The organism is Vibrio sp. Vb2960 (assembly GCF_033337665.1).
GTDB classification, from domain to species: Bacteria; Pseudomonadota; Gammaproteobacteria; order Enterobacterales; family Vibrionaceae; genus Vibrio; species Vibrio alginolyticus.
The window spans coordinates 108,792-134,590 of the sequence record NZ_JAWORD010000013.1 but is presented as its reverse complement, the minus strand read 5'-3'; the positions used below and the strand labels follow the sequence as shown (position 1 = coordinate 134,590).

General features: G+C 45.8%; 20 protein-coding genes. 6 read left to right on the top strand and 14 right to left on the bottom strand.

The window, feature by feature from the left end; genetic code table 11:
• Positions 1-3: 3 nt before the first annotated feature.
• Positions 4-1,335 carry an anaerobic C4-dicarboxylate transporter gene (locus R7O03_RS13185; protein ID WP_005376060.1) on the bottom strand — a complete coding sequence of 444 codons (1,332 nt, stop codon included), beginning with the start codon at positions 1,333-1,335 and terminating at the stop codon, positions 4-6.
• A 419-nt stretch (positions 1,336-1,754) separates the two neighbouring features.
• Here R7O03_RS13185 and R7O03_RS13180 point away from each other — a divergent pair, with 419 nt between their 5' ends.
• Both R7O03_RS13180 and R7O03_RS13175 read left to right on the top strand, forming a co-directional pair.
• A complete protein-coding gene (locus R7O03_RS13180) occupies positions 1,755-2,492 on the top strand; it encodes a siderophore ferric iron reductase (protein ID WP_042520969.1) in 738 nt (245 codons plus the stop codon).
• A gap of 89 nt (positions 2,493-2,581) precedes the next feature.
• Positions 2,582-4,753, top strand: coding sequence for a TonB-dependent receptor (locus R7O03_RS13175; protein ID WP_318131762.1), 2,172 nt, complete (start codon positions 2,582-2,584; stop codon positions 4,751-4,753).
• Between the two features lie 49 nt (positions 4,754-4,802).
• On the opposite strand, the gene R7O03_RS13170 is transcribed toward R7O03_RS13175, so the two are convergent.
• Positions 4,803-4,994, bottom strand: coding sequence for a DUF2986 domain-containing protein (locus tag R7O03_RS13170; protein ID WP_005376066.1), 192 nt, complete (start codon positions 4,992-4,994; stop codon positions 4,803-4,805).
• 136 nt (positions 4,995-5,130) lie between these two features.
• On the opposite strand from R7O03_RS13170, the gene R7O03_RS13165 reads away from it, so the two are divergent.
• Entirely contained in the window at positions 5,131-5,640 is a 510-nt protein-coding gene (locus R7O03_RS13165) for a GNAT family N-acetyltransferase (RefSeq protein ID WP_054579612.1), read from the top strand.
• 14 nt (positions 5,641-5,654) lie between these two features.
• Positions 5,655-6,044, top strand: coding sequence for a nitrous oxide-stimulated promoter family protein (locus R7O03_RS13160; protein WP_054575964.1), 390 nt, complete (start codon positions 5,655-5,657; stop codon positions 6,042-6,044).
• Positions 6,045-6,093: 49 nt separating this feature from the next.
• Here R7O03_RS13160 and R7O03_RS13155 read toward each other — a convergent pair whose 3' ends face one another.
• Together R7O03_RS13155 and trxC are read right to left on the bottom strand one after the other, a co-directional pair.
• Positions 6,094-7,254 carry an MFS transporter gene (locus R7O03_RS13155; RefSeq protein ID WP_033907039.1) on the bottom strand — a complete coding sequence of 387 codons (1,161 nt, stop codon included), beginning with the start codon at positions 7,252-7,254 and terminating at the stop codon, positions 6,094-6,096.
• Positions 7,255-7,430: 176 nt separating this feature from the next.
• Complete coding sequence (trxC, locus tag R7O03_RS13150; protein ID WP_005387991.1) at positions 7,431-7,865, bottom strand: thioredoxin TrxC; 435 nt, start codon at positions 7,863-7,865, stop codon at positions 7,431-7,433.
• Positions 7,866-8,027: 162 nt separating this feature from the next.
• Here trxC and R7O03_RS13145 point away from each other — a divergent pair, with 162 nt between their 5' ends.
• The gene (locus R7O03_RS13145; RefSeq protein WP_213866326.1) at positions 8,028-9,122 is read left to right on the top strand and encodes a ketoacyl-ACP synthase III; all 1,095 of its coding nucleotides are present in this window, start codon (positions 8,028-8,030) and stop codon (positions 9,120-9,122) included.
• An 85-nt stretch (positions 9,123-9,207) separates the two neighbouring features.
• Here R7O03_RS13145 and R7O03_RS13140 read toward each other — a convergent pair whose 3' ends face one another.
• From R7O03_RS13140 to R7O03_RS13095, 10 genes are all read right to left on the bottom strand, one after another.
• A complete protein-coding gene (locus R7O03_RS13140; RefSeq protein ID WP_318131761.1) occupies positions 9,208-10,533 on the bottom strand; it encodes a DUF1501 domain-containing protein in 1,326 nt (441 codons plus the stop codon).
• Between the two features lie 9 nt (positions 10,534-10,542).
• Positions 10,543-12,111, bottom strand: a complete 1,569-nt coding sequence (locus R7O03_RS13135; protein ID WP_213874082.1) for a DUF1800 family protein — start codon at positions 12,109-12,111, stop codon at positions 10,543-10,545.
• Between the two features lie 407 nt (positions 12,112-12,518).
• Positions 12,519-13,781: a hydroxymethylglutaryl-CoA reductase gene (locus R7O03_RS13130; protein ID WP_213866328.1), complete on the bottom strand. Its 1,263-nt coding sequence runs from the start codon at positions 13,779-13,781 to the stop codon at positions 12,519-12,521.
• Between the two features lie 352 nt (positions 13,782-14,133).
• Entirely contained in the window at positions 14,134-15,351 is a 1,218-nt protein-coding gene (manA, locus tag R7O03_RS13125) for a mannose-6-phosphate isomerase, class I (RefSeq protein ID WP_318131760.1), read from the bottom strand.
• 124 nt (positions 15,352-15,475) lie between these two features.
• Positions 15,476-16,816 carry an MFS transporter gene (locus R7O03_RS13120; protein ID WP_318131759.1) on the bottom strand — a complete coding sequence of 447 codons (1,341 nt, stop codon included), beginning with the start codon at positions 16,814-16,816 and terminating at the stop codon, positions 15,476-15,478.
• Positions 16,817-16,822: 6 nt separating this feature from the next.
• Positions 16,823-18,325, bottom strand: a complete 1,503-nt coding sequence (gene uhpB, locus R7O03_RS13115; RefSeq protein ID WP_318131758.1) for a signal transduction histidine-protein kinase/phosphatase UhpB — start codon at positions 18,323-18,325, stop codon at positions 16,823-16,825.
• Positions 18,325-18,933, bottom strand: a complete 609-nt coding sequence (gene uhpA, locus R7O03_RS13110; protein ID WP_213879597.1) for a transcriptional regulator UhpA — start codon at positions 18,931-18,933, stop codon at positions 18,325-18,327. Before uhpA ends, uhpB begins: the two co-directional genes overlap by 1 nt.
• Positions 18,934-19,071: 138 nt before the next feature.
• Entirely contained in the window at positions 19,072-20,466 is a 1,395-nt protein-coding gene (gene uhpT / locus R7O03_RS13105; protein WP_213879600.1) for a hexose-6-phosphate:phosphate antiporter, read from the bottom strand.
• A gap of 406 nt (positions 20,467-20,872) precedes the next feature.
• Positions 20,873-21,703, bottom strand: coding sequence for a formate dehydrogenase accessory sulfurtransferase FdhD (gene fdhD / locus R7O03_RS13100; RefSeq protein WP_017447522.1), 831 nt, complete (start codon positions 21,701-21,703; stop codon positions 20,873-20,875).
• A 53-nt stretch (positions 21,704-21,756) separates the two neighbouring features.
• Positions 21,757-22,641 (bottom strand): LysR family transcriptional regulator, encoded by an 885-nt coding sequence (locus R7O03_RS13095; RefSeq protein ID WP_318131757.1) that lies wholly within the window; start codon positions 22,639-22,641, stop codon positions 21,757-21,759.
• Between the two features lie 666 nt (positions 22,642-23,307).
• On the opposite strand from R7O03_RS13095, the gene R7O03_RS13090 reads away from it, so the two are divergent.
• On the top strand, positions 23,308-25,632 hold the full coding sequence (locus R7O03_RS13090) for an FdhF/YdeP family oxidoreductase (protein ID WP_182038295.1): 2,325 nt from the start codon (positions 23,308-23,310) through the stop codon (positions 25,630-25,632).
• The last annotated feature ends 167 nt before the right edge of the window (positions 25,633-25,799 follow it).

Genomic DNA, 25,799 nt, shown 5'->3' with positions numbered 1-25,799 from the left:
TAGTTACGAAGGAATGATCATTTGCCCTAGCAAGTAACCCAAGCAACACGCACCAATCACGCCGATTAAGCCCACAGACATGAATGAGTGGTTGAAGTACCACTTACCAATCTTAGTTGTGCCCGAGGTATCGAAGTTCACAGTCGCGATATCTGAAGGGTAGTTGGGAATAAAGAAGTAGCCGTATACCGCTGGCATCAAGCCGATAAGCAGCGCAGGTTCCAAACCTAAGCCGAGACCAACAGGCAGCATCATGCGAGCCGTTGCAGCTTGAGAGTTCACCACAACCGACACAATGAATAATGCAAGCGCGAATGTCCAAGGATAGTTGGTTACCATCTCTACGATGCCAGATTTAAATTGAGGCATAGCGTACTGGAAGTAGGTATCTGACATCCATGCAATACCGAAGATAGCAATCGCCGCCACCATACCAGATTTAAATACCACCCCATTTGGTACGTCGCGCGGGTCAGTTTTGGTCGCAAGCAAAATGATACCGCCGAAGCAAAGCATCATCATTTGAATCACAACTGCCATGCTGATTGGCTTCGAGCCATCTACGATGGTACGAATGTCTGGCCACATCGCGATAACGACGATAACCAAGATCGATGCAATGAACAGCAATACAGAGTTACGAGCACTTGTTGGTAGTACTTCATCAAGAGACGTCGCAGTTGTGTTGAGGATCTTTTCGCGCCACACAGGATCTTTCAAACGCTCTTGGTATTCTTCATCGTCGTCTAGCTCTTTACCACGCTTTAGGCTGTAAAGTGACATCAACAACGTACCGAATAAGGTTGCAGGTACAGTAACGAGCAGAATTGAGAGCAGAGTGATCTCGTGTTGAATATCAGAGAGTTGCGCCAAGTAGTAAACTACGGCCGCTGAAATTGGCGAGGCTGTGATTGCGATTTGAGAGGCGACAGAAGCGGCAGCCATAGGACGCTCTGGACGAATGCCGTTTTTCAATGCAACGTCGCCAATGATTGGCATAATGGAGTAAACCGCGTGGCCAGTACCAAGCAGGAAGGTCATAAAGTAAGTCACGAAAGGAGCAATAAGGGTGACGCGTTTTGGGTTCTTACGAAGCACACGCTCGGCAACTTGCAGCATGTATTTCAAACCGCCAGCGGCTTCAAGAATGGAAGCACATGTTACCACCGCTAAAATGATCAACATGACGGTGACAGGAGGAGAGGTTGGCGGCATCTTAAAGATGAATACTTCAATCACCAAGCCAATTCCGGATACGACACCAAGGCCTATACCACCATAACGTGAGCCGATATACAGCATCACGAGCAAAAATAGAAACTCAAGATACAACATGTGGATTTCCTTATTCAAAACAGAGGGCTACATAGCCAAATTACCTCTTTGTATTGTCTCGATATTCAGAAAGAAAATACTTCATGTTGTTCACAATCCGCTGGATAAGAAACTGCAATATTCAATTATTGGCAATAACTCACGCTACACAGGGAAACTGTTAACACAGTTTTATCAGGGTGTTTTTATGCTGTGTATTTTTGCGGTCATGTCAGCGCTAAATGCGAAGAGGTTTAAGAGTTTGTTGCTATTCATCGCATACTTAACCAGACCTTACAGCTTCACAGAACTCGGAAATACAGTCATAACTAACCCTAAGAGTGCTTCTTTGTTATGAAAACGCAAAGGATAATAGTTTGCATTGCGATTGGTGCTTGGGTATAAAGGTGTCAGAATGACTACACCAACAATAAGCCATCATGTCTGAGCAATTTTTCCCGCAACTGTTTCAAACTTCGAGTGAGATTACACCTTATCTACACGGTGATATCGGCGAGATAGGGCAAGAAGCTATCCATATCGAGAATGATATCAACCCGATCATCCAAGGCCTTTACCAGCAAATCTCGGAGGCTCATCCGGAAGCGGGAAAAGCATATTGGTTGACAAGAACGTGGGATTTACTTTGTTGGCAGCCAGTTTATGTCGCATTCATCTCCATTTACGGTTACCACACGTTGCCAAACATTCGCGAGATAGCGCAGCACCTCAAACCTTGTTTTGTTTCTGGGTACCGATTCGCCGACGAAGCGCATATACATGGCGAGCCAGAAGCGTTGATAAAAGAGGCGGGGCGTCAAATCCGAGAACTGTTCGACTTCTATCAACAAGAGATGAGTCAATGGACACGCATTCGTCCTGGCTTCACCCATCAATTGATGTCGGACGGAATCATGGCTTGTTTAATTCGTCTCCAACAGCGCTTTCCGCAAATGACTAACTCGACACTTCAGGAGCATGCGGTCTTGTGGCTAAGCGCAATGGGTTTGGATGTTGATAATAGCCGCTCACTTCATGAGACGGAATCTGATCAGCCGCTAAAGTTAGTAAGAAAAAGTTGTTGTTTAGTCTATAAGTGTGAAGGCAGAAAGCTTTGTGCAGATTGTCCTCGTTTAGAGGAAAATCGACAGCTTATGAGCAAGAAGGTTCTTAATTAACATTTATTTAACTTGTGTAACAGTGCTCGATTTGAGAGTGAGAATAAGTATCATTGCATGCTCTTGTTGACAACAAAAAGATAAATACAATGATGAAAAGGACGTTTTCTTTCAATCTCATCGTACTTGCGATGAGCAGTGGATACGCAGTTAGCTCAATAGCAGCAGAAGATCTTCAACAAACATCGACTCCGAGCGATGAGCAATTGGTTGTTGTAGGCAGTGTGATGCCGAAATCGATCTCCGATATTCCAGGAACGGTTTGGTTTGTTGGCCAAGAAGAGATTGCTCAGCAATATCGTGCGGGCAAGACACTGGGTGATATTCTTTCTGCAACCATCCCTTCTTTAGACGTCGGCACCGGTGGTCGAACTAACTATGGTCAGAACCTTCGCGGTAGAGCAATGTTGGTAATGATTGATGGTGTCTCGTTACAGTCTTCTCGCCCGATTAGTCGTCAGTTAGATGCAATAGACCCATTCAACATCGAGCGAATTGAAGTACTATCTGGTGCAACCTCCATTTATGGTGCAGGCGCTACTGGTGGTGTTATTAACATTATCACCAAGAAAGCGTACTCGGATGACTTGTCGTTTGAATCCTACGTGAGTGGCACTACAGGCTTTAATAGCAGCGATGACTTTGATTACAAACTCGCTCAGTCTATCTCGGGTGGTAATGAGCGAATTACCGCTAGAGGTTCGGTTGTGTACACCGAGACACAAGGTGCATTTGACGCAAATGGCGACATTGTCACCCCAGACATTTCACAGGGCTCTTTGCAGTATAATTCAACGCTCGATGTTATGGGATCGACCGAGATTCAAATCTCCGATGCCAGCAAGTTAAACCTTGTCGCACAATACTATGACAGCCAGCAAGATTCGCCATACGGTTTGTACATTGTTAACAATAAATTTGTTGATGTACGAGAGGGGTTCGATTCCGACCGTGAACATGGTACAGAGCGAGTTCTCTTAAGTGCGAATTACGCTCACGACAGCGTATTCGGTCATCAACTGATAGGCGAGTTATCTTACCGTAGTGAAGACCAAACCTTTACTCCTTATTACCAAAGTGCCTCTCAACAAAAAACAGAAGTTTTTGCTGGGCGCTTAGCGTTAGCTAAAAGCTGGGAGTCATTCAAACTTGTTTATGGTGTCGATGCGTACTTAGACCGTTTTGAAAGTAACCAGGCTCTGTTCGATCCAACCATTGCGAACAGCTCTGGGAACTTAATTAATCGAACCTATGCCGAAGTGGGGCGTTACCCAGATGTTGATGTGGCGTCTTACGCAATGTTTGTCCAAGGGGATTACCAAATCAATCAAGATTGGTCAGTACAAGCAGGCTACCGCTACCAATACATGGACAATAAGATTGATGATTTTGTTGCCTATAGTATACAAAAGAAGATCGCATCGGGTAATGGTGTATCAGCGGATGCGGTACCAGGTGGCAGCACTGACTACTCTGTGAGCTTATTTAATTTGGGCACCATTTATCAGCTTAACGATGAATCTCAGCTTTGGGCGAACTTCTCTCAAGGTTTCGAACTCGCTGATCCTGCAAAGTACTACGGCCAAGGTAGCTACGATGCCGCGGATGCAAATGGTCACTACGCGTTGAACAATAGCATTAACGTATCTGACTCAAAAATGTCGGGCATCAAAACGGACAGCTATGAAATCGGTTACCGATTAGATACCGATACTGTCGCACTGCAAGCGGCGGGTTACTACTCGGTGTCGGATAACTCAATCAAGTATGACAAGAAGACGCTCCTAATCACCAATGTTGATGACGAGCAACGTGTATACGGTGCCGAAGCAAACATTAACTACTGGGTAAACCGTGATATTTTGTTAGGTGCATCAGGTCACTATGTGGTTTCTGAGCTGAAAACCAACGGTAAGTGGGAAGATCTAAGCGCGGGTAAAGCAAGTACATCAAAAGCGAACGCGTGGGCGGCTTACTATCAGGATGGCTATTCAGTACGTTTACAAAGCCAGACGATGTTTGATTACGAAGATGACGCAAACAATAAACTAGATGGATACACTACGTTTGATCTTCTTGGTAACGTAACACTACCTATCGGGCAGTTAGGTTTTGGTATTCAAAACCTATTTGACGAAGACTTCACAACCGCTTGGGGACAACGTGCGCAGATTCTTTATGCAGCACACTACGATGCAGCAGCGTACGACTACAAAGGAAGAGGTCGCACATTCACACTGAACTACAGTGTCGAATACTAAAGCTAACTCTCTCCGAATATCAAAAAAGCCGCTGAAAGCGGCTTTTCTTTTAGGCTTGATCTGTCTGCGCTGTGTCTACAACGTTTTCCGTGTGTTCTGAAGCTTGGTTTTGTTCTTCAGCTTCCATTTTCGCGCGTTCAGCTTTGGAGATATAACGCGGCTTATTGCTCTTATGTAGCTTAGCGTTATGCTTCTTCTGCTTCGCTTTCAAGATCTGATTGATTTTCTTCTTGCGGTTCATGGTGGTGGTCCTTTAATTTAGCGAGGCAGGATAGTTACTTTTTTATCAAGTTACAACTAAATAAGCGCCGGTATCGGTCGCAAAATTCAAGTACGTTCCTATGTCCAATCATCTATCGCGTTTTAATGGAGCCCAAATGAAAACACTGTACACCGAACGTTTGATACTGCGTCTTGTGAGTGTAGATGATGCACCATTTATACTAGAACTTTATAACCACCCAGACTTCTACCGTTTTGTCGGAGACAAACAAATTCGTACCGAATATGAAGCGGCGCGTTACATAAAAGAAAACATGCTACGCATGCAACAAATTAAAGGCGTGAGTTTACTCGTTGTAGAGAAGAAAGAAGATGGGCAACCCATCGGGATTTGTGGGTTGGTTAAACGTGACACATTACAATACTATGATCTCGGATATGGATTTTTACCTTCCGCTTATGGCTTCGGCTACGGAACGGAGTCTGCAACCGCAGTGCTGGAATACGCTAGAGAGGAAATGAAACTCGATAATTTGGTTGCCATCACCAATAATGACAATATTCGTAGTATAAGTTTGCTCAAAAAACTGGGCTTTGAGTTTGAACGAGTTGAGCAGCAATATGATAATGGCCGCACGTTAGAACTTTACACAATGATGTTGTGATTTTTGGATAGCGCATGAGCGATATTTTACTTGGCAAACTCGCCACTGAATTTAAGACAGTAAAAGCCATGGTAGAGGTTTACTGTCATGACCATCATGGAACAAAACGTGACTTATGCTCAGAATGTCGTGAGCTGCTTGAATACGCAGAAGTGCGCCTCGACCGCTGTCCTTATGGAGAGAATAAACCGACGTGTAACAAATGTCCGATTCACTGCTACAAACCAGAGCCGAAAGAACAAATGCGTTTGGTCATGCGTTACTCTGGCCCCAGAATGTTACTGAAACATCCCATCTTGGCGGTTCGTCATTTGCTTCATGAAAAGCGCATGGTACCGGAAAAGCCTGCAGCGAACGCGTCAAACCGTCACAAGCGTTTATCTAAACAAAAATTCGAAGAATAAAAAAACGAGGGCGACATGCCCTCGTTTTCGTTGAGTAGAAGCGGCGTGGTTAGAGGCCAGCGGCCATACGCTGCTTGGTTTTGCTCGCAGCAAGTAGCATGTATACGCCAGTCGCAACCAAAGCGGCAAACAAGTAGCCTAGCAAGCCGTGTTCTTGGCCCATGAATTTATCAGCGACAACAGGACCAGCAACAGAGCCGATGCTGTAGCTAAACAGCATGACTTGTGTCGCAGAGACAATAAAGCGTTCATCAAGACCTTCGCAACCTAAGTTGATTGCAATCGGGTACAAAGCAAAAGTAGCTGCACCTAAAAAGAATAATGCAGCAGCCAATACCACGGCTGACGAGGAAATAAACGTCATACCGATCGAAAAAATACCCAAAATACAGAAAAACGCCATTAGCACTGTGCGGCTCATGTATTTGTTTAACGCGGTCACCATTGGTTGAACTAGCATGCCACCTAGAATCACTAGCGCCATCAATGTACCAATGTCTTGATGGCTAATTTTACGGTTAGTTAACTCAACTGGCATTAATCCGTAGATCGCGCCTAAGGTCAAACCTGAAACAACACAACCAATAATTGCTGCATGGTTTAGTTTGGCAATTTGCTTAAATGATAAAGCGGTTGATTCATGGCTGTTTGGCTGCTCACACTCAATGAACATTAGCACCAGCATCGCCATTAGGATCAACGTCGTGATCGCAATAAACGGAACGCCGCCACTTACGCCAAGCACGCCAATACCAAACTGGCCTAATGCTGAACCACCATAAAGCGATAGCATGTACAAGCTCAAACGTTTCGCACGCGATGCTTCGTCTCCAGACATTAGCCAAGACTCAACAATGACAAAAACACCAGCAACCGCGATACCCGCAATAAAGCGAGCGGCAAGCCACATCAATCCGTTAGCAAACACGGGTAGTGTGACGATAGTTAGCGAAAATACGGCCAAGCAACCAATAAACGCGTTACGGTGACCAACTTGACGTACGATACGTTCAATAAAAATAGCACCGGTTAATAAGCCGCCATAAAACACACTCGCCAACCAACTCGCGTAATCTGCTGAGATGTTGTATTCACCGAGCATGAGAGGGATCAAGCTCATTAAATAGCCCGAAGCCACCGCATAAAGAGACAGTGCGACGACTGGAACTGTAACTCGTGGTGATGCTGCAGGAACGACTGTGTTTTCCACTGTTTTGCGCCTATAAGTTAAATGAAATCTAAGGGTTATTCGGCGCGAATATGAGGCTAATAGTTAGGCAAGTAAAATGATAAATTTAAGTCGTTTCGATAAATAATATTTGTTAACTAGATAGGTTGATAAGTTGCATAAAAACGCCAACCTACAAACAAGGTTGGCGTGGAAGATTATTTAGTAAGTGCTTGATTTAACCATTGATCGAATTGAGTTTTAGGTAACGCACCATTGATCATATCAACGCGTTGACCATTCTTGAAAACCATAATGGTAGGAATACTGCGAATACCAAATTGCGTCGCAAGTTGTTGTTGAGCTTCGGTATCAATCTTAACAAAACGAGCCGTTCCGGCTTGCTCATGAGCAACATCAGAGAAAACAGGAGCAAAACCAACGCACGGGTTGCACCATGGGGCCCAAAAATCTACTACAACAGGCATATCACTTTGTAATAGAGCAGAAAAGTTATCTTGTGTACCTTCGATAGGCGAGCCGTCTAAAAGTGCACTTTTACATTTACCGCAAGTTGCAGATTCGGCAACGCGCTCATTAGGGACACGATTTAGACCGCCGCACGAAGGGCAGCGAGTTTTAAACGATGACATGACTTCTTCCTTTATTACGTATTGATGAAAACATGACTTACCAGTCAGCCTCATTATTTGTATACTTATTTTTTAACCTGCCGAAATAACGCAGCGCAGGTTTGTATTTGAGCCTAAGGTTCTAAGAAATTTTATTAAAATACAACAATAAATAGGTCTGCGATGACAAATTACTACGCTGAAATTACAGGTTGGGGGAAATGTGTTCCGCCAGCCGTGCTCTCTAACGATGATCTTAGCACTTTCCTCGATACTTCCGATGAGTGGATTCGAACCCGCACTGGTATCGAAAACCGCCGTATTAGTCATGTAAACACGTCAGACATGGCGACCGTTGCTGCTAAACATGCATTAGCTCGAGCAGGCGTCGATGCAACAGACGTGGATTTAATCATTGTGGCGACTTGTTCACCAGATTCATTGATTCCAAATATCGCGTCTAAGGTACAGCAGAACCTAGGTATTCGTGCAGCCGCTGCCTTTGACTTAAATGCCGCATGTACGGGATTTGTCTATGGCCTAGAAACGGGCACACGTTTGATTCAATCAGGTAACTATCATAACGCGATCATTATTGGTGCGGAAAGATTGTCTTTCTACATCGATTGGGCAATGCGAGATACCGCTGTTCTATTTGGTGATGGTGCGGGCGCCGTTGTGTTATCAAGAACGGAAAAAGAAACGGGTTTACTACAGTCTCAAATCGGTTGTGACGCAAAAGGCCGCGATATTCTGTCCGTACCAAAGTTTGGTACTTGTATGGATCGCTTTGCGGAAGACAACGGTTACTGGGATTTCAACTTTGTAGGACAAGAAATTTTCAAACGTGCAGTAAAAGGTATGGGGCTAGCTGCGAAAACCGTACTGAAAGCATCACAGTTAACGACGGAACAAATCGATGTTGTGATTCCGCATCAAGCGAATATTCGTATTATTCAAACCTTGTGTGACCTGTCTGGAATTCCACACGACAAAGCGTTTGTTAACATTCAAAACTATGGCAATACTTCAGCTGCGACGGTGCCAATTGCATTGTGTGAAGCGGTAGAGCAAGGTCGAGTTAACCCAGGTGATAACATGCTTCTTGCTGCGTTTGGTGCAGGTTTGACATGGGGTGCGGCAGTATTGAAATGGGGTGACCGCGTAACGCCAATTGGTGAAAGTGATGCGGTTCTGCCTGAATGTGAGCAATCCGCGCTAGAATTACTTGAGCGTGCCATTAAGCTGTGTAACGAACGCCGTCGCGACGAGGTGTAACGGACACTTTGCAAACATAAGATGAGTAAGGGAGCGCGAGGCTCCCTTATTTGATGATGTGTTCTACAGCTACCTGTAAAATATCTTACGACATAAAACCCAGGTTTGAATGGGTAAAATTACGGATGTTCGGGAACACGTATTCCAGTGCAGCGTTATCACTCACGCCCATCCACTGTGCTAGTGTTGAACCAACTTGATCAGCGGCAATTTTGGGTATGAGTCGGCCTTGAGAGTAATCATCGTTTCCGCCCAGTATTAGTTCCGGCCATGTACCGATAGGTCGTTTCCCATTTACCGCGCCTCCAATTAATAGTTGATGGCCACCCCAGCCATGATCGGTACCATTTCCGTTGCTCATCATCCGTCGACCGAAGTCAGACATAGTGAAAGAGGTGACTTGCTTGTTTAGCCCTAACCGTTCGACTGCACGATACATTGCTAAAAGGTTTGTCGCGAGATCCTCAAGTAACACTGGATGACGTGCCAGTTGCGAATCGTGTAGGTCATACCCAGAGTGTTTAACGAAGAAGACTTGTCGTTGCTGCTTCAATACATCTTGGCTTGCTATCAATTTGTACACGGTTTGCATCTGCTTGCCGAGCGTCGATGACGTAAACAGCGGCTCGTCAGCAATGTGGTTGAGTTGCTCGCTCAGGACACTACTCATTACCATCGACTCATCAACCATCAAATTAAAATGACCATTAAATGGATTGTCAGTTTGATGAGAGAGAAGGCGATCATAGATCCCCTTGTATAGCGGGTTATCAATCGCGGTAAGCTGAACTGCACGATCTTTTTTCAGGACGGTTTGGCGGTGTTCCATTGCCCGTAACCAAAGCGAGTTGCCATGCACACTGTATAGCGGTGTTATTTCTGATTCAGAGTTTAATACATCCAACATTCTGCCAGCCCAACCAAGATTTTTAGACTCGCTCATTCCACCAAGTAACCAAGCGTCTGTTTGAGAATTATGAGAAAACAGTTGCTCGGGTAGTGATGCTTCACCTTGCTCAATAGCTTGTTTGGTGACGGGATGGTTGAGAATGCCACTATTGAGCACGATGCTGGCATCGCCTTGTTCGAAAACGGAAGTTAACGCATTTAACTTGGGGTGTAAGCCGAGCTTAACTGGGTGATTTGAGCTATCGACAGCACTCAAATTGATAGGGAGTATGTCTTCTTTGGCGACAGAGAGTGGCCCTCTGACTTTGGAATATTGATGATAGTGCGCCTCCGATAATGGCAGTATGGTGTTGAATGCATCGTTTCCGCCAGCTAAATACACACATATTAATGCTCGAAAGTCATTGGATGGCGCTGCGAGAGAGTAACCTGGCAGACTAAGAGAGGCTAGTGCGCCCATCGATAGCGTGCTTTGTATAAAATGTCGTCGTGAAATGTCCATAATTCACTCCTAATCCTGAATATAGAATTCGTCGCCAGAAATGGCGGTAAATATCACTAGAGCGAGTTTTGTTGTTGGCACATAGTCCCCACGATAATCATTCAGGGCGGTGAGCATGAGCTCTTTCAATTCAGCAGAAGCCGTTCCAGCAAAGAAACGCTCGTTAACCAATTCGACTAAGGCACGGTGATCGTCCAGAAGAAGATAAAACTCGTTAAGATCGAAGTGGTAGGAATCACCACCTCCTCTACGAGTGCTGGTTAACATATAGTTGACCAAATCGGTATAAACAGACCAATTGAGAAGTTCATACTCTGGAGAGTTAATACCAGACTCCGTAAACTCGTTAGACGGCTGATAGTCTGGAGAGTAAAAATTAAACACGGAAGGAGAACGAAGCGGCCCTTGATTAGCGATGTTCATCATCGTTGTTGCGTCTTCGTAACGTGAACCTTTAATCGTAAAACCTGATGCTCGATGAAAATTAGTCAGGACCAGTATCGGTTCTTTCACTTTTATAGGCGGGGTATCCGTCATCCCTAATGCTTCAGGGTCGAGCAATATGGCTCGAACAACGGCGGTTAGATCGCCTTTTTCTCCTTCCCCATTGTTGTTAAATATCGTAGCAACACGCGCGACGTACTCTGGGCTTGGATTTGAACTGACCAAACGTTGGATAAGTAACTTTGAAACAAATGGAGCAACATTTGGGTGAGACATCAACATATCAATCACTTTTGAAAGCTCTTCTTGTGCGGTTAGACCCGATGGGATCACGTTCCCTAGAAATCGCTTCTCGCCGGTGTCGTGTCTTTGACTGATAACTCGCATCGGTTTCACGAATGCGATGTCGGAATTTTTCCATCCAGTTAATGCTCGCGCGAGCTCTTGAATATCAGTTTGATTGTACGTGGGGATAGGTTTGCCTGTTGCGTGGTTTAGTTTTTTACTGCCATCTAAATTGAGTTCATACAAACCGATAGTGAATAACTGCATTAACTCTCGAGCAAAGTTCTCATCGGGAAGCGTTCCTGTCGTACTATTTTCTTTTGCACTACCGAGCATAGATAAATAGCTTCCCATGACTGGATGGATGGAAACGTCGTACAACAGGTCTCGGTAGTTGCCAAACGCATGTTCAACCAACAGATCGTAGTAATTCACCAACCCTGTAGGTTTGCTGGAAAGAACGCCGCCATAACGAGAAACGACTACGATCTGACTCAATGCATAAGCCGTTCGCTGCCTAAGCTGATCTTCAGCAGTAACAACAATTTGATACCAAGCATTTTCTCGGTTTGACTGTAGGCCTTTAGAAAAAGGCGTTTGATAAAGTGGTTGATGGTAGGTTGCTGGCAGGTTGATTTGTTTCTGTATCCAATCCTCTAACCCGTTTTCCCTAACCTCATTAATTAACGCAGGTGTTGGTCCAAAAGAGGTTTGATAGAGAAAACGCGCAACGGTTTGATCGGATGGGGATTGCTGTATTTGTGCTGATACATTAGACACATGGCTCAGCAATAAGATAGCCAATCCTAGTACCCAAGCAGAGATTTTATTTAGCTTCTGACGTCTCATAGTTAACTCGCTTACCCGAAGTAACGATTTAAGTCCATTTAACGGGAGTTATTAAGCTCTTTTGAGCTGTTTAGTAAATTTATGAAAATCAAGCAGCTGCATAGGCGAGTATAGTAGCTATAAGTGGTGAACAAAAAACTCAAACGATGAATTTGGTACTATAGTGCTAGAAGTTTTTGATGCTATTTTTTCTAAGATACTGATATTAAATATGGCCAGTGAAGAGTAATAAGCAGAGATATCGCAATGGATATAGAAGGGGGACAGCTAAAGTACTGTTAACAAGAGATTGGTATGTTTGTTAAGGCTTAAGTTAGTTTCAAAAAATTATTGAGCCAATAAATAAAGTCCATTGGTTTGCACAAGAGAAAACCACACGGATGTTCTCTTGTACAAAGCAACAAAGGTTATTTTCGGGCAAGCTTATGGTGAGCACGAGAAAAGTGATCGGCACAAAATGCGCCAACAATCGAGAGTTCGCCAGCCAGACAAAGCGCAGCTGCGACTTCGGCTAAGGCTTTCGCTTTGCCGTTTCCGTGCAAACCCAAAATATCCAAACATGCTTTTTGTGTCGGAAGGCCTGTGCCCCCGCCAACCGTTCCCACCATGATGTTTGGCAAGGTTACGCACGCGTACAAGTTGCCTTGAGCGTCCACATCCATACGAGTGATACCAATGGCAGACTCTGCAACGCAAGCGGCATCTTGACCACAAGCAATGTACAGCGCAGCAAGGGCGTTTGCGTAATGCGCATTGACGCCAATTGTCCCGCTGAGTAAACCGCCCACCGTTGTCATTTTGCCAAATTGAACCATAGACTCCGGCGTTGTATGCAGATATTTTTCCACCAACTCAGCAGGAATGGTCACTTCGGCGGATACTTTCTTACCGCGTACTGAGCGCAGTGTGTGCGCGTTTGGTTTTTTGTCGCCTGATAAGTTGCCATCCAAGAATGCTTGAGTTGGTTTGATTGGGCTGGTCGCCAAAATATGATGGAACACTTCGTTTGTTGCGATGGTCACCATGTTTTGTCCGGAAGCGTCACCGGTCACGTATTCAAAGACCAAATAAACGTGGTTTCCTTCGATATTTACATTGATATCTTTGAGTTTGCCATGTGAGGTGGTGGATTCCGCAATTTGACGAAATACTTCAAACTGGGTAACAACCCAACTGACGAACTGGCCAGCGTCGGCAAGGTTATTAAAGGCGAATACTGGTGTTCGGCTCACCCCTTCACTCAGCAACAATGCGCTTGCGCCACCAGCGGCGGTAATAAGATTTGCGCCACGGTTGTAGGAAGCGACTAACGCGGCTTCTGTCGTTGCGAGCGGAACCAAAAAGTCATCGTTCGCATACAAACCGTTGACGCGTAAAGGACCTGCGATGCCGACCGGCACATTGACAGTACCAATGAAGTGCTCGATGTTGTTGGAGTAAGCGTCGCAATGTGACTGCGTGAAAGGATCAAGAAGATGATCTTTATTGGTCACGTGTTCCAATACTTGCCAACGGCGTGCCAAATGCTTATCCGACAGGCCAGGGCTTAAGCAGAGACGTTTCTCTGGCTTGTTAAACTTCGGTTCTAATGCCGATTGAATCTTACTGCTGGTTTCGATATCGGAAAGGGCGGAGCTTTGAACAGGGTTATCTTGGTTTAACTTCGGCATACAAACGTTAACTGAGAAATCGAACCAGAGATTGTAGTGATTGAGGCTTTGATTACAACGTTGATTATACGTTTTGCAACAAATACCACTGTGCAAGCGCCTTTATTATCCAAGTGATTTGATATTGGGGCGACGAATTTACCGGACATAAATGGGTTTTGACAATGAATGTTGCAGTAAATGGCAGAGCCGGGAGGTTATGGCTCTTAGAGAAACTGGCCTGTAGGTGTTTGGATTCGGCAAGGTGTAAGCATGAGTGCCTTAAAAGCGGAATGGTTCAATCTATGAAAGGAATAAATTGTCTAACCCAGTCCCTTGGGTCAGACGTTAGTTTGAATCAGTTATTCAAAAACTAGTTGAAGGCGCGAGCCACACGTCCCGTACTTTGAATACGGTAATGGCCAACGTAAGCAGGAACAAATACAGATTGTCCTTTCGCAGCGGTTAACGTCTCACCGTTATCACTGATGAGTGTCAGGTCGGCATCAATCGCCATCAAAATCTCTGCGCTGTTTGCCTCAACCACTTCATTGTTCGGTTGGTTTAGAATGCAGAAGCTAAAGTCTGCCACTGGGACCGGATAAAGGCTTTGGCAACCATCGGCATTGGGTTCTAGAACAAGGCTGTTAAACGGCTTAGGCACAAAGTCTGTGCATTTAACCAGTTCTTCAACATCCATGTGTTTCGGCGTGAGTCCTGCACGCAAAACGTTATCTGAGTTCGCCATGATCTCTAATCCCGTACCTTTAATGTAAGCGTGTGGCGTTCTTGCGCTCAGGAACATCGCTTCGCCAGGTTGCAGCGTGATGACATTCAACAGTAATGGCGCAAACAAGCCGACATCGCCAGGGTATTGAGTGGATAGATCCAAGATGAGCTGGAAAACGTCGCTGTCAGTGCCTTGCTCCGATTGACGTGAAGCGTGGGCAAGAAGCTGTTTCAGTGCTCGCTCTTTTGTTTCTCCTTCCATGGTCAGAATGTGCACAAAGAAATCGCGTAAACCTTGTGAGTTGATTTCGCGTTTGAATGCATCTAGCGGTGTGCGTAGCTCATCGATATCGCAAAGGCCAAATGCCTCAATAATCTCGTCATACGAACGAAAACCGTTCATGGCTTGGTAACTTGTCAGCGCGTACACCAACTCAGGTTTATGGTTTGGATCCTTGTAGTTACGATGGCTTGCGTTTAGTGGGATCCCGGCACTTTGTTCTTTTTCGAAGCCTATTTTGGCATCTTGTTTGCTTGGGTGAACTTGAATCGACAGTGCATGTTCGGCCGCTAAGATCTTAAACAGAAAGGGCAGGTCGCCAAATTTCGCTGCGGTTTCTGCTGATAAGTAAGCGGGTTGGTTTTGTTTGATCAGTTCAGACAAAGGCAGCGTGTTTTGCTCAACCTGAACTTCAGAGCAGCCGTTTGGGTGAGTACCCATCCATACTTCTGCTTGAGGCTCATTCGTTTCGTTAGAAAAGCCAAACAAATCGTGAATAGAAGAGGTGCTTCCCCAAGCGTAGTTTTGGATTTTGTTGTTCATTTGAAAGAAGCTATGCGATGAAATAGTGTTCAAATTCATGAATTTTTCCCATAGTTAACCCTCCGAACTGAATCGGAAGAAAAATTGAGCAGAGATACGTTAAATAAGGAGGGCGAGCGCGGTTAGGTCACTCGCCAATTTGCCCTAAGGGCGATAAGTCGATTTACAACCGAGGCTTTGGTTCGAGTGGTTTTCGTGATGGCTGCGCTTGCAAAAATGGCAGCAACAAAAGGCCAATGACGGCTGCACAAACTGAAATGGTGATGAAGAAACCTGTCCAATGATATTCTTCAAGAATTAATGCCAGTGGATAGCCAGACAATGCTGCGCCCATGTAGGCGAACAAGCCCACGAATCCTGTTGCCGCGCCGGCAGAATCTTTGTGAGAGCACTCAGCCGCCGCCATACCGATCAGCATTTGTGGTCCAAAGACAAAGAAGCCGATGGAGAACAATCCCGCTGCTTGGAATGCAAAGTTGGTCAGAGGCATTAGCCAAAGCGCAGAGACAGATAAGAAAATCCCAATCGCGAACAGCAAGTTCATTGGTCCACGGTTACCGCCAAAGAGTTTGTCTGAGCCCCAGCCCGCAACCAATGAACCAACAAAACCGCCGATTTCAAACATAGACAGAGCAGCGTTGGCATTAATCAGGCTATAGTGATGCTGCTCGGTCAAGTACAGGTTTCCCCAGTCATTGATTGCGGTTCGGACGATGTAAACCAACACATAACTGAACGCGAGCAGCCAGATGTATTTGTTGTTAAATACGTACGATTTCAGAATTTCTCGGTAGGTGAGGCCACGTCCGTAATTTTCCTGCGCAAGTTCTAGTGCGTCGTTGTGCCATTGGCCGACACTTGGTAAACCCATTGTTGTGGGTTTGTCGCGCAATCGCCAACAAACGAATAGACCGAGTAATACGCCGATGATGCCGGGTAGAATAAAGCCTTCACGCCAGCTGTAGTGCAACGTTAAATAGCCCACCAAAATAGGGATCAGCGCGCCACCAACGTTGTGTGCGGTGTTCCAAATGGCCCATAAGAAGCCACGCTCGGAGCGTGAATACCAAGTGGTTAACAGCTTGGAGCATGAAGGCCAGCCCCAGCCTTGGAACCAGGCGTTTAAGATCCACAGAGTAATGAAAGCCGCGAGTGAGCTAGAAAAACCGAACGCGATATTGACCAGACCTGTCGCAATCAATCCTAATCCCATGAAATAACGAGGGTTAGAGCGATCCGAAATCGTGCCAGAAATAAACTTCGAACAGCCGTAAGTAATGTAGAAAAGTGTACCGATAAGACCCAAATCGCCTTTATCTAAGCCAAGATCGGTAATCATCGCTGGTGCGGCGTAGTTAAAGGTCTTACGGGTAAAGTAGAAACCTGCGTAGCCGATGTACATCCCCAACATAATGTGCAAACGCCAATGGTGGTAACGCTGGTCGATTTGCTCGTTGCTCAGGCTCGGTTGAGTAAATTTAGGTGAACGTAAAAATCCAAACATCTTGAGTTACACCTTAGGTAAAGTAATGCTGATTTGTGTGCCGATCACTTGATCGCTGGTGGAGTAGATAACCATTTTTCCACCTAACGCGTGCACACGTTCTTGCATGCCGCGAACGCCCATGCCTTTCATGCTGTCCTGAACTTTGAAGCCGACACCATCATCGTGAATCATCAGTGACACCGCAGCTTCTCCAATTGTCAGTTCAATATTGATCAACTGCGCTTCTGCGTACTTGGCAGCGTTATTTAATGACTCTTGGCATAAACGGAATAGGGTTACTTTGAGTGTGTCACTCAGGCTGGTGTAATCGCCTTGCCAGTTCAGTTGAACAGTTGTTCCGTGATTGGCGAATTCCATCTCTCGCGTCAGTTGCTCGACGGATTCTTTTAAGTCCAAATCATCCAGCATTTTTGGTCTTAGCTTGCTTAACAGTCGCTTAGTGGTGTCGTACACGTTGAGGGAAAGCCCTTCGATCATGTCGGCGCAACCCACGCTTGTTTCGGCGTTATTTACCCGCTTAATGATGTTGGCTTGTGTGCGGATCGCCGTGATGTTCTGTCCAATTTCGTCATGTAGCTCGCGCGCAATATCGCGTCTTACCGATTCTTCCGCTTTGATAAGCTGGCGAGACAAATTCTGATTGCGTGCAAGTTCGCCGCGCAGTTTGTGATTGAGGTCTTTTTGTTTCTGAACCCCTAAGCCGAGCATAATGCCGGTGATGGTTTGCGCCGAGAGAGATAATAACAAATCGGTGATTTCTAGATTTGATACGCCGCTGCGAGCCGCAATCAGCGCAATGCTGTTGAGCATGGTGGCGAGCAGAGCACCTTGCCAGCCGTAACGCAGAGCAAGCACGATGATTGGAATCGCCATACAAAATGGCGCAAATCGTTTTAGCTCTTCAGGCAAGCTGGTTTGCACCAAAATACTGCCGATCAAAAGCAGCGCATAAAGCACGATATGACGTACCTGAAATACAACGGCATTACTAAGTAGGAGAGAGCTAAGCGGAGACCAACGACTTTGGAACAAATAGCTCCACAACAGGTAGCACATAGGCACCACGAGCAAGCCTCCAGAAATGCTAGCCAGCCATACCATGTAAACCGAAGGAACGTGAAATCCGACCGCCATTACGTTGATGAAGGCGGTAATGATGATCACAATGCCCATGACGGCTAAGTGGCGGTTTTGGTCACCGTAGTAGTATTTTTTCGCAATCAGTGTGACCGGGATACTGGCAATGCTCGCAATCAGCACGGTAAGCCACTGCGGTTGACCCAGTAACATCGCAAGTGCGATGGAAAGTCCCCACTCCGAAAGGTAAATCGTCGGCCAATAAGCGGTGCGAGTGTGAAGGGCGACACCTAATCGTAAAGCGAAAGGAAACAATAAGATCGCCAGCTCAGGATCATTGACAAAGTAATAGGCAATCACCCACAAGCAAAACCAAGCGCAAGCCATAACAAATAGTCCGCAAATGGTGGTAACAGCGTAAGCTCGCATTAAAAGGACTCTTGAGAAAATAGTTTGGCGAGCTCAACGTTGTTTTTCACGCCGAGTTTGTCGATGGCATTCGCACGATGCACATGCACGGTCTTGTGGCTCAAGCCAAGCTCTGCCGCGACTGACTTGACATCTAACCCACTAGCAAGTAGCTGACATACCTCGTTTTCACGTTTTGTCAGTTGGCATAGAGAGGTGGTGTTGTCGCTAGGCGTTGCAAGTTTAAGTGCAATATCTGATGTGAGGTAACAGCCGCCAGAAGCACTGGTTCTCACGGCTTGAATAAGTTCGTCTGGGCTACAGCGTTTACTAAGATAGCCTTTTGCACCTAGCTTTAGTGATTTTTCCACCATCGCAGGGGAGTCATGCACGCTAAGCATCACGCAGGCAATGCCAGTTGGTATTTCGCTGAGAAAGTTTAAGCCGCTTTCATCTGGCATGGAGATATCTAGTATGACGACATGAGGGTGTACCGCAGGCAAGCCTTTTCGCGCTTCGGCGACAGAGCCGAATTCACCAACAACGGTAATATCACTTTCTAAATTTAATAATTGTGCGAAACCTGAACGCACGATGACGTGATCATCAACTAGAGCAACATGAATCATTATTACAACCAAATAGAGCAGACGACTAACAACAATAAGCTCCAACAGGAGCCAATAGAAAAATCTTTAATGATACTGAATTGAGCCATGCTTTTTAATGATCTTGCGCGCTTTACCGAAGTAAAGCGCGCAGAGAAGCTAGGCTTGGTTTTGTGCAAATTGAAGCTTCTTCGCGTGTCGAATCTTCTTCTCTTCCGCGATAGCGACGAAAGCAAGCAAAACAATACAAATCATGGCGGAGGTATCTAGGGCTGCGAAGGTACCTTTCCAACCTGTTAAGCCGAAGATAGGTGTACCGTCGGCAATCATACCGAGACCAAGTTTCGCGAAGCTGTCACCGATTAGGTAAGCGAATGTACCTTTTACTCCGTCAGCTACACTGATTGCTTTTTTAGGGACAAAACCAACCGCGGCAACACCGATAAGAAGTTGCGGACCAAACACCAAGAAGCCCAATACAAATAGAGAGGCTAAGTACATGAACTCGCTAGTGGCGTGTTGGTAGAACTCAAGCGATACGATGATCAAACCAAGAGACACACAAGCAACCAATGCGCGGCGACCGTTTGCTAAGTCAGATAAGTAACCCCACATCAAAGTACCGACAAGCGCACCGACTTCGAACAGAGTAAAGCCAGAGATTGCCGTTTCTTTTGACAGACCAAGCTCTTGGTACGCGTATACCGTTGACCATTGGTCGATACCAATACGCACGATGTAAAGGAAGATGTTGGCAAAGCAAAGTAGCCAGATAACTTTGTTTTTAAGAACGTATTCAACAAAGATTTCTTTTTTGGTCATCTGGTTTTCTTCAGCGGCGGTGTCTTCTTCACTCACTGCTTCATCGAAAAGTTCTTCTACTTTACCTAGACCGTAAGCTTCTGGTGAGTCGCTACCAAAGCGCATACCGATAAAGCCAACGATGATCGCGATGATAGAAGGGAACACGAACATGCCGATTACGTGGCCGTCGAATAGGTAGTTGGCACCGAAAAGAGCAACACCCGCTGCGCCCGCACCACCAACGTTGTGCGACATGTTCCACAAGCCTAGGTAAGAACCGCGTTTGTTACGAGGTGTCCATTTTGTAATGGTTGAGTAACTAGAAGGGCCACCAGTACTTTGGAAGAAACCACTTAGAGCGTAGAAAGCCACCATCAAGAACAGGCTTGCACTACCGCCGCCCATGCTGAAGCTGAAACCAAGCATGGCAAGACCAGAAAGGATCAGCATAAAAGGGAGGAATTGCTTGGTGTTCTTACCGTCAGCGTAGTAAGACACAACGGTTTTACCGATGCCGTATGTGATGGAGAAGCCAAGGCCAATAAGACCTAGGTCTGTCATGCTCAAACCGTAAGTTGAGATCATGTCGTTTTGCGCGACATTGAAGTTCTTACGAATCAAGTACATGGTTAGGTAGCCGATAAATACGACCAAGTAAGATTGGATGAACGGTTTAAACCACATCTTTCTTCTAACTTCGACAGGAAGATCGAGGGTCGGCTTCCGCACCTGTTCGAGGAATTTTAACATGATGAACTCTCTTGTAATTGTTTTAGAAACACAACGGAGACCGTTATGCGCTCTTGTTACCTTTGACTGAGCGGAATTCTAGAGAGTGGTTTTGTGAGGCACATGAGATGGTTGCCTAGATCGGCTAGGAAAAATTCCTAGAAATGCCTAGGAAGGCGGAAAAGCGTGAAAAGAGTCACACAAAATCCTTACTAATCTATGGGTTTTTGACTGGGTTCTTATCGGATTGGAAAGCGTTCAAATGCAAGCGGGTTAATATGCGTAAGCTTAGTGCAGACAAGGGGTGAGCACGTTTGGTTGGAGAGAATAGTGGCTTGTCGCTAAGTATCAATTGGGAATGAGAAGCAAACAACAGAAACCCGGAGGTCTCTGTTAGAAATATTAGGAATTCGGCTAGGTTGACGTGTTAAGGCGCAGGGCTGTATAGACGCGGCGAGCCGTGTTTTGGTAAGTGAATTAGGTTCAAATGGTTTCTTCTTGCCCATTCGACGGTTAACGCTGTAGGTGCAGATAAGCAAACCAGAGTGGGGATACGCGCGCGAACGGCTTTGTGGATCAACTCCAAGCTGCAACGGCTTGTCATGATAGCGAAGCCACTTTGAGGCTCGATGTGATTGTTGGCTAATGCGCCAATCAACTTATCTAGCGCGTTGTGGCGGCCGATATCCTCTCGGCACAACTTGATGTTGCCTTGTAAATCTGCAAATAAGGCGGCGTGTAACGCGCCAGATTCACGTGCGGCTTCTTGATGCAGTGCGACTTTGTCTCGCAGCCCTTCAAATACATCGGAGCGCGGAGGAAGAGACGGTGTCAGCGGCGCCAAATCAGGCAAAGCTTGTTCCAGAGCCTCGACACCACAAATGCCGCATCCGGTTGTGCCGGCAAGATTTCGGCGCTGTGTTTTTAACGCCCAGAAAGCGCGGTTGCTGATTTCCACTTCCGCATAGTGAGATTCGTGATCGCCACCAATTTCAATGTCTTTGATCTCTTTGAAGTCGTGGACGATGCCTGTGCTTAGGCTAAATCCTTTCACGAAGTCTTCCAGATGGCCTGGCGTCACCATCATGACCGCTTGGCTAATGCCGTTGTAGCTGATAGCTAAGGCGGATTCACTCGCCAGCGACATTTGTTGCACTGGGCGGCCATCAATCAATTCTCGGTAATTGAACGCACTTGGTTGAGGTGGTGCTTGATTGAAATCGGACAGTTCAAAATAAGATTGAGTAGTACATCTCATGAAATCACCTCATAAGCCGTTATGTATGCCAAAAATTGACGTGTGGATTCTTGTTATAGATTAAAAATGTTTTTTGCTTCTGCGAAGCACTGATCGGTTAGCGCGGAGAAGGGTTCTTGTTTTCGCTTTAACAAACCTAGCGGGGCGTGAACGGCGGCTTCTTCGATAGGGATAATGCGAAGCGTATCGTTCAACTCTTCCAATCCACAGTTCAGCGGCATAATGGCGCAACAAAGGCCACTGGCTACTGCTTGGATCAAGTGAAAGGTGGAGTTACTTTCAATGACGGTTTGCGGAACCAGCCCTTTACTCACAAAGCTAAGATCAATGGAGTGGCGATAGTGCATGCCCTTCGAAAGCAGCCCTAGCGGAATGTTATTGAGTGACTCCCACAACACTTCAGATTCGGCAAAATCAAAATGACGCTCATCGAATAAAACGCCAAGTTTGGTTGAATCTAGTTTGATAACATCGAAGTAAGCGGTGTTGACTTGATCGACATAACACATCCCCAAATCAAGTTGATTGCGATTGAGTTGGTCTATGATCTGTTCGGTCGTCATGGAGAGTATTTGAAAGCGTAACTCAGGGAACTGTTGAGCTAATGGTTTAAGCAATTGCATAGGGTTTTGGCTGGCGAGTGGCACCATTCCAAGCCGAAGAGAGCCTACCAACTGACCACGGCAGTTGGCGGCTTCGGCTTGCAATCCATCATGAGCTGCTAAGACGGTTTTTGCCCAAGCTAAAATGCGTTCTCCGGCTTCAGTAAATCCTTCAAATCTTTGACTTCTTTGGATTAATTCGAGATCGAGCTCTTCCTCTAAGCTTCGGATTCTCATGGACAAAGTAGGCTGCGTAATGTGGCACAATGCGGCGGCTTGACCAAAGTGTTTGGTCTGTTCAAGTGCGATGAGATATTTAAGTTGTTTGATATCCATAATGGCTTGTTAACCTTGCGTTGTGAGTCACATGTACGGGGGAACTCCCTAAAAAGGGCACAGCACTACCGTACTTTTTAAGCGCTGGAGCGTTTTAACTGGGGAATGAAAAACCAAAACCAAGTCAAGAATAAAACCACACTCAAAATTGATCTGAATCAAGGCTATTCCTGATATTAATTAGGGTCAAATTTAAAGTATCTATAGTGTGATAGATATTATCTATTATCAAGAGTGCCGATTTTATTGAGCTCGTTAAGCGAACTAGGTGGAATCGGATGGGAAAACGATTAACCTCATAAATTGTATTGATTAAAAATGTTATGACCGTCAGTGGAAAAATTCGTCATAGATTTTGTTTATCACTCGGTCAGGATTATCAATTGGACGCATATTGAATAACGACTTAATCTTTGATTTAGATCAAGACGCAACAATGCGAATTGAATCTACCAGTCTTAGAAACAGTAGGCGGGTATCCGATATCAAGAATCTAGATAAGTAAACGCTCGGACAAGCGAGAGCATGTTGAGTGGTTACTTATTTGGATTAAAAAATACATGGATTAGAAACTAAGCCCTTCAATACTTCCGCATTATCTCAATAAATAACGCGCTTGTTTTCACGGGCACCCTGCTTGCTGGTATATCTGCGAGGAGTAAAGTCGTGAGCCAAAAAGAACAAATAAAAACATACAAAGGTCCAGCTGGTGGTTGGGGTGCACTGAAAGCCGTAACCAGAAGTTGGTGGGGCAGTGAAAATGCAGTTAAAAACATTCGCACTATGCTCAAAACCAACCAAAATGGCGGTTTCGACTGCCCGGGATGTGCATGGGGTGAGTCGCCAGATAGCGGTAAAGTCAATTTCTGTGAGAATGGCGCGAAAGCGGTAAACTGGGAGGCGACCAATCGTCTGGTTGATCCTGAGTTTTTTGCCAATCACAGCGTTTCTTCTCTCTCAACGCAAACCGATTACTGGTTGGAATACCAAGGCCGTATCACGCACCCAATGCGATACGATGCTGAGTCCGATCACTATGTGCCAGTCTCTTGGGATGAGGCTTTTGCACTTGTCGCGAAACATCTCAATCAATTGGATTCACCACACCAAGCTGAGTTTTATACCTCTGGTCGTGCAAGCAACGAAGCGGCGTTTTTGTATCAGCTATTTGTGCGCGCATTCGGTACCAATAACTTTCCAGATTGTTCCAACATGTGTCACGAAGCCAGTGCAATAGGGATGAAAGACACCATTGGCGTTGGTAAAGGCACAGTGATCTTTGATGATTTTGAAGAAGCTGATGCGATTTTCGTGATTGGTCAAAACCCGGGCACGAACCACCCACGAATGCTTGAACCTCTGCGCGAAGCGGTAAAACGTGGTGCACAGGTTATCTGTCTAAACCCGCTCAAAGAGCGCGGATTAGAGCGTTTCCAAAACCCACAAATGCCGATTGAGATGTTGAGTAACGGCTCAGAGCCTACAAACACGGCGTACCTGCGTCCTGCTTTAGGTGGAGACATGGCAGTGTTTCGTGGCATCGCGAAATTCTTGTTGCAATGGGAGCGCGAGGCATTGCAAAACGGTGGCAAAGCGGTATTTGACCGCGAATTCATCAAACAACACACGATAGGTATTGATAAGTATTTGGCTGAAGTGGATGCAACGTCTTGGGAACACATCGCGGAACAATCGGGTCTTGATTTAAGTGAAATCGAGATGGTGGCGAGCATGTATCGACGTGCAGAACGTGTGATCATGTGTTGGGCGATGGGGTTGACTCAGCATCGTCACTCTGTGCCAACCATTAAAGAAGTCGCAAACGTGCAAATGTTACGAGGTAACGTTGGTAAGCCGGGCGCGGGTCTTTCACCTGTGCGAGGTCACAGTAACGTTCAGGGCGACCGTACGATGGGCATTGATGAAAAACCTTCAGATCTGTTGTTGGATCGCATTGAAAGTCGATTTAACTTTGCCGTCCCGCGTGGTGAAGGCCACAACACTGTGCAAGCCATTAAAGCGATGGAAGAAGGGCAAGCGAAAGTATTTATCGGTTTGGGCGGTAACTTTGCACAAGCAACGCCAGACACAGAACGTACGCACAACGCGATGCGAAACTGTAATTTAACCGTACACATTTCGACGAAGTTAAATCGTTCTCACCTTGTCACAGGTAAAGATGCGCTTATTCTTCCATGCTTAGGCCGTACCGAGATTGATCAGCAAGCGACTGGCCCACAAGGCGTGACGGTTGAAGATACCTTCAGCATGGTACATATCTCATTTGGTCAGCTAAAACCGCGTTCGGAGCATTTGCGTTCAGAACCAGCGATTATTGCCGGTATTGCCAATGCTACACTCGGGGCAAAACCAATTGATTGGTTGTGGGCGATTGAAGATTACGACCGTATTCGCGATTTGATTGCCGACACGATTCCGGGCTTTACCGACTTTAACCATAAGCTTAAACACCCGGGTGGATTCCACTTGGTAAACCCAGCTGCCGAGCGTCGATGGAATACACCGAGCGGCAAAGCACAGTTCAGCTCTAGCGAGTTGCCGAAGCAGTTGATCAGCGAAGCGATACTCGAAAAAGGCCAAAAGCCAGATTTGATCTTGCAAACCATGCGCTCACACGACCAATACAATACGACACTTTACGGCTTGAATGACCGTTATCGTGGAGTATTTGGTATGCGCGAAGTGCTGTTTATCAATGAAGCGGATATTCGTAAACTCGGTTTTGAACCGGGCGACAAAGTGGACATGGTGTCATTGTGGGAAGATGGCGTTGAGCGCCGTGTGAGCGGATTTACGCTTGTTGCCTATGATGTACCAGCAGGTCAGGCGGCGGCTTACTATCCAGAAACAAACCCATTAGTTCCTTTGGACAGTTATGGGGATAGAACGTTTACGCCAACCTCTAAGTTTATTGCGATCAAATTGGAAAAATCGACATCCGATAAGATCGCTTTGGTGGAAGCGGAATAGTGACCAAACCGGCACAACGACATTTCCGATAAGCAAACGGCTGATATTAATTATCAGCCGTTTTTAATTGCGCTCAGTCTGCATTTAGTGCGCATAGCTTGTGTATAATGTTAATGACATTATGCTGCTCGATGATAGACAGATAAGGCCGATTTGAATCTAATTTC

Excerpts from the sequence above, each read along its gene's own strand:
- R7O03_RS13185 (WP_005376060.1), bottom strand. The coding sequence starts at position 1,335 with ATGTTGTATCTTGAGTTTCTATTTTTGCTCGTGATGCTGTATATCGGC.
- R7O03_RS13180 (WP_042520969.1), top strand. The coding sequence starts at position 1,755 with ATGTCTGAGCAATTTTTCCCGCAACTGTTTCAAACTTCGAGTGAGATT.
- R7O03_RS13175 (WP_318131762.1), top strand. The coding sequence starts at position 2,582 with ATGATGAAAAGGACGTTTTCTTTCAATCTCATCGTACTTGCGATGAGC.
- R7O03_RS13170 (WP_005376066.1), bottom strand. The coding sequence starts at position 4,994 with ATGAACCGCAAGAAGAAAATCAATCAGATCTTGAAAGCGAAGCAGAAG.
- R7O03_RS13165 (WP_054579612.1), top strand. The coding sequence starts at position 5,131 with ATGAAAACACTGTACACCGAACGTTTGATACTGCGTCTTGTGAGTGTA.
- R7O03_RS13160 (WP_054575964.1), top strand. The coding sequence starts at position 5,655 with ATGAGCGATATTTTACTTGGCAAACTCGCCACTGAATTTAAGACAGTA.
- trxC (WP_005387991.1), bottom strand. The coding sequence starts at position 7,865 with ATGTCATCGTTTAAAACTCGCTGCCCTTCGTGCGGCGGTCTAAATCGT.
- R7O03_RS13145 (WP_213866326.1), top strand. The coding sequence starts at position 8,028 with ATGACAAATTACTACGCTGAAATTACAGGTTGGGGGAAATGTGTTCCG.
- R7O03_RS13140 (WP_318131761.1), bottom strand. The coding sequence starts at position 10,533 with ATGGACATTTCACGACGACATTTTATACAAAGCACGCTATCGATGGGC.
- R7O03_RS13135 (WP_213874082.1), bottom strand. The coding sequence starts at position 12,111 with ATGAGACGTCAGAAGCTAAATAAAATCTCTGCTTGGGTACTAGGATTG.
- R7O03_RS13130 (WP_213866328.1), bottom strand. The coding sequence starts at position 13,781 with ATGCCGAAGTTAAACCAAGATAACCCTGTTCAAAGCTCCGCCCTTTCC.
- manA (WP_318131760.1), bottom strand. The coding sequence starts at position 15,351 with ATGAATTTGAACACTATTTCATCGCATAGCTTCTTTCAAATGAACAAC.
- R7O03_RS13120 (WP_318131759.1), bottom strand. The coding sequence starts at position 16,816 with ATGTTTGGATTTTTACGTTCACCTAAATTTACTCAACCGAGCCTGAGC.
- uhpB (WP_318131758.1), bottom strand. The coding sequence starts at position 18,325 with ATGCGAGCTTACGCTGTTACCACCATTTGCGGACTATTTGTTATGGCT.
- uhpA (WP_213879597.1), bottom strand. The coding sequence starts at position 18,933 with ATGATTCATGTTGCTCTAGTTGATGATCACGTCATCGTGCGTTCAGGT.
- uhpT (WP_213879600.1), bottom strand. The coding sequence starts at position 20,466 with ATGTTAAAATTCCTCGAACAGGTGCGGAAGCCGACCCTCGATCTTCCT.
- fdhD (WP_017447522.1), bottom strand. The coding sequence starts at position 21,703 with ATGAGATGTACTACTCAATCTTATTTTGAACTGTCCGATTTCAATCAA.
- R7O03_RS13095 (WP_318131757.1), bottom strand. The coding sequence starts at position 22,641 with ATGGATATCAAACAACTTAAATATCTCATCGCACTTGAACAGACCAAA.